This is a genomic window from Myroides odoratimimus (genome assembly GCF_038039805.1).
Classification (GTDB): Bacteria; Bacteroidota; Bacteroidia; order Flavobacteriales; family Flavobacteriaceae; genus Flavobacterium; species Flavobacterium odoratimimum_B.
This window is the reverse complement of record NZ_JBBPHK010000003.1, coordinates 143095-155521: the sequence shown is the minus strand read 5'-3', so window position 1 is coordinate 155521 and position 12427 is coordinate 143095. Positions and strand designations below refer to the sequence as shown.

8 protein-coding genes are annotated in these 12427 nt (G+C 34.3%); 7 read left to right on the top strand and 1 reads right to left on the bottom strand.

Features of this window, described 5'->3' with window-relative positions:
- Window positions 1-38: 38 nt before the first annotated feature.
- The 3 genes from AABL85_RS04355 to AABL85_RS04345 all read left to right on the top strand — a co-directional run bounded on the left by AABL85_RS04355 (window position 39) and on the right by AABL85_RS04345 (window position 6913).
- Entirely contained in the window at window positions 39-3158 is a 3120-nt protein-coding gene (locus AABL85_RS04355) for a SusC/RagA family TonB-linked outer membrane protein (protein WP_131540248.1), read from the top strand.
- Between the two features lie 8 nt (window positions 3159-3166).
- Complete coding sequence (locus tag AABL85_RS04350; RefSeq protein ID WP_341309307.1) at window positions 3167-4837, top strand: SusD/RagB family nutrient-binding outer membrane lipoprotein; 1671 nt, start codon at window positions 3167-3169, stop codon at window positions 4835-4837.
- A 93-nt stretch (window positions 4838-4930) separates the two neighbouring features.
- Window positions 4931-6913, top strand: a complete 1983-nt coding sequence (locus AABL85_RS04345) for a putative porin (RefSeq protein ID WP_341309306.1) — start codon at window positions 4931-4933, stop codon at window positions 6911-6913.
- 53 nt (window positions 6914-6966) lie between these two features.
- Here the strand turns inward: AABL85_RS04345 and AABL85_RS04340 are convergent, their stop codons facing one another.
- Complete coding sequence (locus AABL85_RS04340; protein WP_341309305.1) at window positions 6967-8652, bottom strand: PNGase F N-terminal domain-containing protein; 1686 nt, start codon at window positions 8650-8652, stop codon at window positions 6967-6969.
- Window positions 8653-8729: 77 nt separating this feature from the next.
- Here AABL85_RS04340 and AABL85_RS04335 point away from each other — a divergent pair, with 77 nt between their 5' ends.
- From AABL85_RS04335 to AABL85_RS04320, 4 genes are all read left to right on the top strand, one after another.
- Window positions 8730-10013: a DUF2851 family protein gene (locus tag AABL85_RS04335; protein WP_341309304.1), complete on the top strand. Its 1284-nt coding sequence runs from the start codon at window positions 8730-8732 to the stop codon at window positions 10011-10013.
- 68 nt (window positions 10014-10081) lie between these two features.
- A complete protein-coding gene (locus AABL85_RS04330) occupies window positions 10082-10303 on the top strand; it encodes a hypothetical protein (protein WP_006259613.1) in 222 nt (73 codons plus the stop codon).
- A gap of 63 nt (window positions 10304-10366) precedes the next feature.
- Window positions 10367-11263: a helix-hairpin-helix domain-containing protein gene (locus AABL85_RS04325; RefSeq protein WP_341309303.1), complete on the top strand. Its 897-nt coding sequence runs from the start codon at window positions 10367-10369 to the stop codon at window positions 11261-11263.
- An 11-nt stretch (window positions 11264-11274) separates the two neighbouring features.
- Entirely contained in the window at window positions 11275-12417 is a 1143-nt protein-coding gene (locus tag AABL85_RS04320; RefSeq protein WP_006259611.1) for an acyl-CoA dehydrogenase family protein, read from the top strand.
- Window positions 12418-12427: the final 10 nt, after the last annotated feature.

Genomic DNA, 12427 nt, shown 5'->3' with positions numbered 1-12427 from the left:
TTTGTTAGATTTGTGATACTAACTAATCAATAATTAAAATGAAATCAAAGTTTAAATGGATCTTAGTAGGGTCTCTTGCTTTTTTGGTGCAAGTAGGTTTTGCTCAGGAAAAGACTTTTAATGGGATTGTAAGCGAAGGTGGGCTTCCTCTTCCTGGTGTTTCCGTTACGATTTCTGGTACTTCAGAAGGTACTCAGACTGACCTTGACGGAAAGTATTCATTAAAAGTTAAAAAGGGAGATGTCATTATTTTCTCTTTTGTAGGAATGAAAGACATTAAACACACTGTAGGTGGTGAAGCTGTTTACAATGTGACTATGGCGAGCGATGAAGAAATGCTTGACGAAGTGGTAGTAACAGCTTTAGGTATTAAGCGTGACAAGAAAAAGTTAGGTTATTCTTCACAAGAAGTTAAGGGAGATAATTTATCTGGATCAGGTCAGACAAATGCTGTTAATGCACTTTCAGGAAATGTTGCTGGTCTTCAAGTAACATCACCTTCTTCTATGGGTGGTTCTGCGCGTATCGTATTGCGTGGAGTGAAGTCTGTTACGGGGAATAATCAACCGTTAATTGTTGTGGATGGAGTGCCATTGGATAATAGTAACTTTGCTGATAGCAATATGCAACGTGGAGCTGGAGGTCGTGATTACGGAGATACTTCTGCTGACATTAATCCAGATGATATTGAATCTGTAACAGTATTAAAAGGAGGGCCTGCTTCTGCACTTTATGGTAATAGAGGAGGTAATGGTGTAATTATCTATACTACTAAGTCTGCTAAAAATGGACGTACTGATATCGAGTTTAATACTGGATTGAGTTTTGAGAGCATTAATATTATGCCGAAACTTCAGACCTTGTATGGAGGGGGGTCTGCTAGTAAATTACCTACTGCTGTTATAGGTGGTAAAACGTATAACATTGCGGAGTATAAAGTAGATGAAAGTTGGGGACCTAAATTTGATGGTACACCATATTTACCATGGTATGCGTTCGATCCTGAGTTTGCTGATGATTATATGAAAGAAGTGCCTTGGCAAAAAGCCAAAAATGACGTTAAATCATTCTTCGATACTGGAATTACACATAGTCAATCTGTTTCTGTTGGAAAATCGTTTAAAGAGAGTAATGTAAGGATGTCTTTTAGTAACAATGTTACAGAAGGAGTAGTTCCAAACTCTAAATTGCAACGTAACAATTTTTCGGTTAATGCTTCTACGCAGTTGACAGATAAATTAAAGGCAGAGACTAACTTTAATTACGTTTATACAAAAGGATTTAATCGCCCTGAGGTAGGATATGGTGATAATTCTGTTGCACAAAAGTTCTTCCAATGGGGACAACGTCAAGTTGATTTTAAGAAATTAAAAGATTATAAACTTGCTAATGGAGATCAACGTTCTTGGAATAGAAATGCTTGGGATGATGGTACTCCTGCTTATTCTGATAATCCTTATTGGGTTGTTAATGAAAATACATCTCAAGATGTTCGTAATAGAATGTATGGGAACGTGAAGTTAACATATAATATTACAGATAAAATTTATGCTGTAGGTACTGTATATGGTGATCGTTATAGTTTTACAGTGGAGGAGCGTGTTGCTAAAGGATCCCAAGCTACGTCTAAGTATAGTATTATGAAACGTGATGTGTCAGAGTACAATTACGAAGGGCGTGTGCATTATGATGATCACTTTGGAGATTTTGGACTTAACGCTTTTGTAGGTGTTAATAGAAGTGAAAAGCGCAGAGACTATGTTTATGGTACTACTGTTGGTGGGTTAGACTTACCTAATCTTTATAACTTAAGTAATAGTGTTTCTGATGCGAAAGCAAGTAATGAGAAATTTCATTCAAGAACGAATAGTATTTTTGGGTCTGTTAGTTTGAATTATAAGGAATTTTTATTCTTAGAGGGAACTATGCGTACGGATTGGTTTTCAACTGTTAAAAAATCAGTTACGTATCCTTCTGTAACAGGAACATTTATTTTCTCACAATTATTGCCAGAAGTTGACTGGTTATCATTTGGTAAAGTTCGTTTAGGATGGGCGCAAGTTGGAAATGATACAGAAGCTTATAGAACAGCAGATTATTATAATTTAGATGGACCATTTAACGGAAGTCCTACTTATTCATTAAGTGCAACTGCAAATAATCCTGATTTAAAACCAGAGATGATGACTACTAAAGAAATTGGATTAGAAGCTGGTTTCTTAAATAATAGAGTAGGGTTTGAGGTTTCATATTATCAAATTGACACAAAGGATTTGATTACTCGTGTTCAGTATGATGCAGCTAGTGGATTTGCTTATCAATGGCAGAATGCTGGAGATATGAAAAACAAAGGTATTGAAGCTACAGTGAATTTAGCGCCTGTACGTACTGATGACTTCTCATGGGATATTACTTGGAACTTCTCTAAGAATAAAAATGAGTTGACTCGTTTAGCGGATGGTGTTAAATCTGTAGAAATCACACGTGCTCCATTCCAAGTTTCATTACAAGGACAAGTGGGAGAAACTTATGGTCAAATTTATGGAACTGATTTTGTCTATGATGATCATGGAAATAAAGTTGTAGGTGCAGATGGTCTGTATCAAAAAACAGGTATTCAGGCATTAGGTTCTTATTTACCAGACTATAATATGGGACTTAGAAATAGTTTTAAGTATAAAAACTTTAGCTTAGGCGTGTTAATCGATATGCAAAAAGGAGGTAAATACTTCTCTACTTCACATATGTTTGGTATGTATACTGGTATGTTAGACAAGTCTGCAGAAAATGGTGTACGTGAAAATGGAATTATTCTTGATGGGGTTAAAGAAGATGGGACTAAAAATGATAAAGTAGTTTCTGGGCAGAAGTGGGCACAAAGCCACTATGGCGGTGTTGATGCACAAAACGTTTTTAACTCTGATTATATAAAATTACGCGAGATTTCTTTAGGATATGATTTGCCTACTAAATGGATAGGACCTTTCAAAGGGATTACTATCTCAGCTTATGGGCGTAACTTGTTTACATGGAACTTAGACTGGAAAGGAATGGATCCAGAAATGGCTTCTTACGGAAGTGGAAATATTCAAGCTATTGAAGGGGCTTCATTGCCTTCTACAAGAACTTATGGTATGAATGTTAAATTTAAATTCTAGAAACTCACATGAAAAAATATATGTATAAGATATCTCTTTTAGCTTGCGTTATAGCTTTTGTGAGCTGTGATAAAGACTTAGAAGATATCAATGTTAACCCTAATAAACCTTTGGAGGTACCAACGGGAGGGTTGTTTAATAAAGCGAATAAAGATTTAATGACTAATACACGAGGGGTATTCCCTTCAGGGCGTATGTCGTTACCTTGGGTTCAGTATTCAGCTCAAAGAAATTATACTGATGAGGATTTATATTTATTCCGTACAGGAGTGAATAATAGTTTATACACGGATATTTTTTTAGCAGCAAAAAACTATAAAGAAATAATAGATATTGTTACTAATGAGAATAATCAGATAAAAGTTCAAACTTATGGACATCCTGGAAATATGCTATCTGCGGCTCGTATAATGATCGTATATGCTCAGTTACAAGCTTTAGAGACGTATGGTGATATACCTTATTATTCATATGGTAGTGATGATCCTGATTTTGAAGCAATGACTGTGGGTACTGCAAATGCAAAACCAACACCTAAATTTGCTCCTCAGGAGAAAATTTATAAAGATATGTTGAAGGAATTGAAGGAAGCAGCAGAAAATATAGAATTGGATGCAAAGATTTTTAATGCTGGAGATTTTCTTTTTCAAAGTCCTCTTAAGATGCAAAGATTTGCAAATTCACTTAGATTGAAAATTGCAAATCGTGTTAAAAGTGTTATTCCTGAAGCTCAGGCACATATTGATGATGCTGTTAAGGGAGGTGTTATGCAGTCTAATGACGATACAGTTGGATTAAAATTTCAGAATGATAAAGTTAATCCAGCACCTTTTTATAGAGGAGCTTTTATAGATAATCGTAATGACTTCGCTCCTACAAATACGTTTGTGGAGCTATTAAAAGGAGAGGAAAAAATGACAGGTAAAAAGAATCCTTTTAAAGGTATTGTGGATCCGCGTTTATTTAAAATGGTGGCTCCTAAGACACAATATCTTCCTGTGAAGCAAGATGATGGTTCAGTAAAAATGGAAGAGGTTACTGTGCGTTTTAGAGCAACTGATGATATTCCTAGTATTGAAGGAATGAACTATATAGATCGCCCTGTTGAATTTTATGTTGGATTGCCTATAGGGATTGAAGGTGCTTTTACTGGCTCACAGATAGGAAGTGTATCTCAATTTGGTGGTGCTATTTATAAAGCCGATAAGGTAGAGGTGCTAATGGAGTATTCAGAAGTAGAGTTTATTCTATCAGAAGTAAATAAATGGAATGATACTAATTATAAAAATGGAATTAGAGCATCTATGCTTAGTTGGGGAATCGATCAGACAGAGATTGATAAGTATCTGAAAAGTGTGCCAGCGGCAAATGAAGAGAACGTTATGACACAAAAGTATATTGCTCTTTATATGCAGCCTTATGAAGCATGGTCAGAATACAGAAGAACTAAATTCCCTAAAACATTCCTTTTACCTGGTGAAACAAGAGATCTTGTTGCACCTGGACCAAATGGAGAAACTCAGTATACATTTGTGCCAAAAGTAGATCTGAAAGATTTACCTGAAAGAATTACATATCCTTCTGATATGGAACTTGTAAATAAGGCAAATAAAGATGCTGCAGCTGCTCGTATGGGTGGTGACAAAATGGATACAAAACTTATCTGGGCTAAGAAATAATTAGCTTATTAAGTATAAAATAGAAAGCCATCTTCGGATGGCTTTTTTTATTTAATTCAAAAATAAATTTACCTTTGTCCAAATTATATTTTTATGAGAAAGTACCTAGGTGTTTTTCTATTGTTTTTTTGTTGTATGACTATCCATGCACAGTTTCAAACTTTAGATATGCAAGGAAGTTATAGACCTGATGGAGACCAAGATAAAAAAGAGAAGAAAGAAATAGGAAGCCTTAGACAGAAGGTAAAGAAAGACTCTGTGGCACCTATCAGTGACTATAAGATAATCTCGATTAAGAATGATACGATAGCTGTTGATACAGCTCTATCTGTAAAGAAGCACTATGAGTTTAATTACCTAAGAAAGGATCCTTTTGGGTTACTACAGTTTGCTAATGAAGGCCAGACCTATAACGTATTAAAATATAATTATAAAGCAAATCATGTTTTACCAGGTTTTGGTTTCGAAGCAAAACAATTTGCATACTTAAACGTAGAAGATATTAAGTATTATTCTGCACCTACACCTTATACTGATTTATACTATAGATCTGTAATGAAACAAGGACAAAATCTAGATGCTTTTATTACCTTAAATACAAGTAAGAACTTAAATTTCTTTGTAGGATATAAAGGATTGCGTTCTCTTGGGAAATACATTAATCAACTGTCTTCAACAGGAAATTTTAGAATAGGATCTAGTTATCAATCAGAAAATAAAAAATATTTGATGAGAGCTCACTTTACAGCTCAAGACATCATGAACAAAGAAAATGGAGGAATACGTGACTTAGATCTTTTCGAAAGTAGTGTTAAGCCATATAATAAACGTGAACGTCTTAATGTGTATTATCGAGATGTTGAAACGATGTTGAAAGGAAAGCGTTTATACTTAAATCATCAATATCAATTAAATAATTCTTTTAAGAATGGTATTCTACTGACTCATGAGTTTACCTATGAAGATAAGTTTTTTGAGTATCAACAAGCTGATATTAATAATCAATTTACTGATAAGACACACTTTGGAGAAGCATTTAATAGTAGTATAAATAATAAAACTAGATATTACAATGTATTTAATAGAGTAGGAGCAGCGTATCAATCAGATGTGGCAGGACGCTTTGAAGGATTTGTTGATTTCTATAAATATAGATACCATTATAAGAGCATAGCACATATTGGCGGTGGTCTAATACCTGATCAGTTAGAGAAGAATATAACAATGTTAGGTGGTAGATATATTTATCATAAAGAGAATTGGAAAGCAAATGTTTTAGCGAGCACATCTTTAGGTAATGACGAAACAAGGAATTTTGAAGCTAATTTAGATTATAAGTACTCAGAAGACATTGCATTTCAATTAGGCTATCAAAATCTAAATAGAATGGGGAATTTAAGCTATTATTTATATCAAAGTGATTATGTTAATTACAATTGGTATAATGAGTTTAAGAACGAAAAGATTAATCAATTCGACGCTTCTGTGACTACACCATGGGTAAAGCTGTCAGGGACATATTCAGTATTAAAAGATAAATTATATTTTTCAAACGACGCTACTGAGTTTGATAAGTTTGGCATACCACAGCAAGTATTAGTTACACCTAAACAATATGGAGGTACAATAAACTATCTATCTATTCAAGCTGAGAAAGACTTTAGATTTGGTAAGTTTGGATTAGATAATACATTCTTGTATCAGAAGGTTGATCAAAAAGATAATATCTTAAATGTACCAGAGTTTGTGACACGCAATACTTTATATTTCACAGATGCATTCTTTGATAAGGCTTTAAAGTTTCAGACAGGTATCACCTTGAGTTATTTTACGAAGTACTATGGAAATGACTATAATCCATTGATAGGAGACTTCTTTGTACAAGATAAAGTAGAAATAGGGAATTATCCAGTATTCGATTTCTTTATTAATATGAAGATTAGAACAGCTAGAATATATTTAATGTTAGAGCACTTTAACTCTAGTATGACAGGATACAAGTATTATTCAGCACCTAATAACCCATATAAGGATTTTACCTTTAGATTTGGGATAACTTGGAACTTCTTTACATAAGAATTTATAAATAAAAAAAGCGCAGTTTTACTCTTTGTAAAACTGCGCTTTTTTTATTCTCCAAAGAGAACACCTGATACATTCCAATAACTAAAGCTATTACCTTCTCTTCTTCCTTGCGGTATTTTGACTTCTAATGTATGTGTACCTTTCTTTATATCTCCTAAAGGAACCCAAATAGGTGGTGTGACAGTGCCCGGACACCAGTTAGAACGACTGAGGTCAGATGAAGATAATCCAGTCTCAAAATTACCAGAAGCTGGATTGTATTCTCTATAAGAGCCACAGTCTTGCCTCCATGGGAAGTAGTCTAACACTTTAGTAGAATCTAAGGTAATTGTATTTAGTTTAGGGTTAAATTCATCTCCATTCTCCCATCCACCATGTCCCGTAGTGATATACCTTAATCTAGCATTTTTGATATCAGTAGTTGTCGTAAAGGTTATTTTTAAACCTGTTGGAGATGCAAACATAATCGGATAGTTCTGACCTGCCATTTCCATTAGATTAGTAGTGTTAAAGATAGGCATCATCGTTGTCGTTTTATTAGCATTGCTCAGTCCGTCAGGATGGATAGTAATATCAGCACTTATCTTATGGCCACCTTTATCATAATTGCCTATATATACCCCTACATACCATTCACTATTACTTAGTAGAGGTTGAAACTCAGAAATCTCTTGTCTATAATACACCTTCTCTTGCCATTTATAATCAAGTACATCTATATGATTAAAGCCTTTGACACCAAATGGAGTGAAGAAGCGCATTAACTCTATAGGAGGAGTATAGTTTTGAGTAGCGATAACACCTTGAAATTTCTCTGTAGAATCTTGATTTTGATAGATCGGGAGTACCTCTATACCTTGTTCTAAAGCATCCATAAAAGAAATTTCGTGATAATGAGGTATTAAGAACACACTACCTGTTCTATCATATGCATCACCATTAGACTGTTCTGTTAAGTTGACAAATATCTGATCAGTCGGTTTTATAGCAGGTATTTTTACTTTCGTAACAATCACTGTTCCTTTAGCGAAGCGCATTAGATTTGGCTTATTAATAACAGAGTCAGAGAAATTGACCAAATCATCTTCGAATAGCTTAATTGTAGTAAACCTGCTTTTCCATAGTTCAGCTTTATAAGTTTTAGTATCTACCTCATGACTATCCTCTAGCTGTATATAGTCTTTTATATTCAGCTTTAAATCTTTGTTTATTTTATTAGCTATTGTTTTGTAAGTACCATTGCGATCTATTTCTAACACTAGACCGAGATTAGCACCTAATGACATAGGACTTCCTTTAATCTTTAGGTCATTAGTATACCATAAGGTGATTTTATTAGAATTAATTGTTATAGTCGCTTTATTACATTTATAGCCTTGTATTGTTTTGGTCTCTTTATGATGTGTGAAGGATTGGTCGGTGTTTGGAAGTACCATCTTTATTTTATTCTTCTTAGTTAGATGAGCCACACTGTATTGAATATTGTTTTTATAGTCGATATAAGTCTGTTCATAAGGATATTTCTCTAGTCCTACGTCGAGTTGTTTTTTCTTAGCTATAAAAGCATTATCCTCATTTGCTATCAGAATTATGGGGTCTTCTACATTGATTATTTTATTGTTGGAGTAAGTATAGTATTCTATAAGTGTATTTTGGTTAGGTTTTTGTGCGTATATAATACTAGAAGACAAGGTCATAGTAATGCTGATGATGTAGAATAGTATTCTCATAAGATTGGTTGGTGTGATTATAGTTTTTATAAAAATAGAGAAAACGAATTGAATATAACTAATATGCGAATATATTTATGAAAGAAGCTTTCCTACATTATGTTTGGGCAAATCAATTGTTCAATTCTAAAGACCTATATACTACATCTAACGAATCTCTCAGTATACTTTCTACGGGGACTTTTACTGGTCTAGATGGACCTGACTTTTTTAATGCAAGAATATGCATTGGAGATCAGGAATGGGCGGGTAATATTGAGATACATATTAAGGCTTCTGATTGGTATGCACATCATCATGAGCGAGATCAGCGTTATGATAGTGTGATATTACATGTGGTATGGGAGTATGACATTCCAGTTTTTAGATTGGATGGTAGTGAGATAACTGTTTTCGTTTTGAAGAACTATGTAGATCAACAAGTAGTAGAGAAATGTACTCAACTCTTTTTGCGTAAAAATCACCTAAACTGTGAAGATAGCATAGGAACAGTTGATCCATGTATCTGGACATTTTGGAAAGAGAAGTTGTTTCTAGAGCGGTTGATAGAAAAAACCATACCAATGGAACAATTGCTTTCAGAAACAAATAATCATTGGGAACATGTACTCTTTTGTTTTCTAGCTAAGAGCTTTGGCTTAAACGCGAATGGCGAAGCATTCTATGATGCAGTAAGACATTTACCGATACAATCTATTTATAAACAATCCCATTCCTTGTTGCAGATAGAAGCTCTATTATTTGGAGTAACTGGTCTGTTAGAAGAAGAACAAGAACTAGAGGATGACTATATAAAAGAGATAAAAAGAGAGTGGGCTTTCTTAAAGAGTAAGTATAATATCGTTGTATCTACCACATCATCTATAAGATTCTTTCAGCTTAGACCACCTAATTTCCCTACCATTAGGTTAGCACAGTTGAGTAGTTGGTTATATCATCATCAGATTCCTGTTGTAAAGATGTTGACAACAACAGATTTAAATTACTTCTATAAATTATTTGACATAAAAGTAAGTTCGTATTGGGAGACGCATTATGTATTTAATAAAGTAAGTAAGAAGCAAGCTAAGAAACTGACTAAAGACTTTATTGATTTAGTAATTATCAATGTCATCTTACCTATGCAGATTATTTATCAGAAGTCCGTATCACATGAAGATTTTGATATTAGTGATATTATAGCACTAGCCGAAAGCGTAAGAGCAGAGAAGAACAGTATCGTAAGCTTATTCTCTAATTATAATGTAACAGCGATTAATGCTGTAGATAGCCAAGCTCTAGTTCATCTAAAGAAGAAATACTGTGATAGTAATCGATGTATAGAGTGTGCTATAGGGAAAGAATTTCTCAAAAAAAGCTAATCATACACCATAGTTCACTTTGCTGTGATGGATATTGTTTATCTTTGTATAGTTAATATGATATAAGTATGGTTACTAGTTTAAGACACTATTTTGAGAAAAGAGGATTCAGAGTATCTAGCCGTCTAGGAGACAGACTAGGGATGCGCGCTACTAGTGTACGTCTGTTCTTTATTTATTTATCATTCTTTACCTTAGGATTAGCTTTTGCTTTATACCTTACTTTAGCTTTTTTAGCTCGTATTAAAGACTTAATCTATACAAAGAGAACATCAGTATTCGACCTATAAATCTCTTTGAATACTATATGTGAGTTGGCTAGTAATCTTGTAATTTTCCTGTAAAAAGAGGAGATGCTATCTAATTACAAAAAAAGATTTTACTACTACACGAAGTCACAGAAGCGAGGCCTTTTCTTTTTAGTACTCTTTGTGATTGCCATTCAGTTGTATATCTATTACCCTAGGTCATCTGATCAGCATATAGTTGATCAGTATTCCACCCTTTTTAACGATGAGTATCAGAAGCAGATTAGTTTATTAGATAGTATTAATACTATTGCCATAGCTAAGCGAGATACGATTTACCCTTTTAACCCCAACTTTATTACAGATTATCGTGGCTTTGTTTTAGGTATGTCTACAGCAGAGATAGATCGGTTATTGTCATTTCGAAAGGAGAATAAGTATGTCAATTCTGCTAAAGAATTTCAACAAGTTACTCAAGTATCTGACGAATGGCTAAAGACCTATAGTGCTTATTTTAAGTTCCCAGATTGGGTGAATACCCCTAAGGTGAAGCGAGAATATGTTGATTATAGCAAGCCTAAAGTAGAAGTTCCCATAGTAGCAATATGTATAAATAGTGCAACTTTAGATGACTTACAGAAAGTCAGAGGAATAGGGCCGTATTATGCCGATAAGATTATGAAAGAAAGGGAGAAGTACGGTGGTTTTGTGTCTATACAGCAGTTGAAGTTTGTTTATGGACTTTCAGAAGAAGTTGTAAATGAATTATATAGGCATTTTAAAGTGATGAATGCACCAACTGTCACAACATTAAATATCAATGAAGCATCTATAAATCAATTGAAAGAATTACCCTATATGAATTACTATATCGCAAGAGAAGTAGTTAAGCATAGGAGTATGAATGGAGATTTTGTTAATAAAGAAGGATTACTACAAATTGAGAAATTCCCTATTGACAAAATTGATATAATTAGTTTATATTTGAGATTTACGAATTAAAACTATCAACCATGAATTTTGAATACAATGAAACTCAAGCAATGATTGCTCAATCTATAAGAGACTTTGCAGAACAACATATTCGTCCACATATTATGGAATGGGACGAAGCTCAAATCTTTCCTGTAGATTTATTTAAAAAACTAGGAGAGATGGGATATATGGGAGTTTTAGTTCCTGAAGAGTACGGAGGATCTGGACTAGGCTACCACGAATATATCACTATCGTAGAAGAAATTTCTAAAGTAGACTCATCTATTGGTTTATCAGTAGCAGCACATAATTCACTATGTACTAATCATATTTTATCATTTGCGAATGAAGAGCAAAAGAAAAGATGGTTACCTAAGCTAGCGACAGCGGAGTGGATCGGTGCATGGGGATTGACAGAGCACAACACTGGATCTGATGCAGGAGGTATGAGTACTACAGCTGTGAAAGATGGTGATCACTGGATCTTAAATGGAGCGAAGAACTTTATCACTCACGCTATCTCTGGTAACGTTGCAGTTGTTATCGTTCGTACAGGAGAGAAAGGTGATTCTCACGGGATGACAGCCTTCGTAGTAGAGAAAGGTACACCAGGATTCTCTAGTGGTAAGAAAGAAAATAAATTAGGAATGCGTGCATCTGAGACTGCAGAACTTATCTTTGATAACTGTCGCGTACCTGATGCTAACCGTTTAGGAGAAGTAGGAGAAGGGTTTATTCAGGCGATGAAAGTATTAGATGGAGGGCGTATCTCTATTGGTGCATTATCATTAGGTATTGCTAAAGGAGCTTATGAAGCAGCATTAAAATACTCAAAAGAGAGAGTTCAATTCGGAAAACCAATTAGCCAATTCCAAGCTATCGGTTTTAAATTAGCGGATATGGCTACAGAGATTGAATGTTCTGAGTTATTATTACACAAAGCAGCTTTCTTAAAAAACAATAACAAACCGATGACTAAGATCGGAGCTATGGCGAAGATGTATGCGTCTGAAGTATGTGTGAAAGTATCTACAGAAGCGATCCAGATCCACGGAGGATATGGATATACTAAGGACTTCCCAGTAGAGAAGTTCTTCCGTGATTCGAAGTTGTGTACGATCGGAGAAGGAACTACAGAGATTCAAAAATTAGTTATCTCTCGTAATATTTTAAAAGACTAATCAGATTAGA

Bases quoted from the DNA above. Each gene is read 5' to 3' on its own strand.
- AABL85_RS04355 (WP_131540248.1), top strand. From the start codon at position 39: ATGAAATCAAAGTTTAAATGGATCTTAGTAGGGTCTCTTGCTTTTTTG.
- AABL85_RS04350 (WP_341309307.1), top strand. From the start codon at position 3,167: ATGAAAAAATATATGTATAAGATATCTCTTTTAGCTTGCGTTATAGCT.
- AABL85_RS04345 (WP_341309306.1), top strand. From the start codon at position 4,931: ATGAGAAAGTACCTAGGTGTTTTTCTATTGTTTTTTTGTTGTATGACT.
- AABL85_RS04340 (WP_341309305.1), bottom strand. From the start codon at position 8,652: ATGAGAATACTATTCTACATCATCAGCATTACTATGACCTTGTCTTCT.
- AABL85_RS04335 (WP_341309304.1), top strand. From the start codon at position 8,730: ATGAAAGAAGCTTTCCTACATTATGTTTGGGCAAATCAATTGTTCAAT.
- AABL85_RS04330 (WP_006259613.1), top strand. From the start codon at position 10,082: ATGGTTACTAGTTTAAGACACTATTTTGAGAAAAGAGGATTCAGAGTA.
- AABL85_RS04325 (WP_341309303.1), top strand. From the start codon at position 10,367: ATGCTATCTAATTACAAAAAAAGATTTTACTACTACACGAAGTCACAG.
- AABL85_RS04320 (WP_006259611.1), top strand. From the start codon at position 11,275: ATGAATTTTGAATACAATGAAACTCAAGCAATGATTGCTCAATCTATA.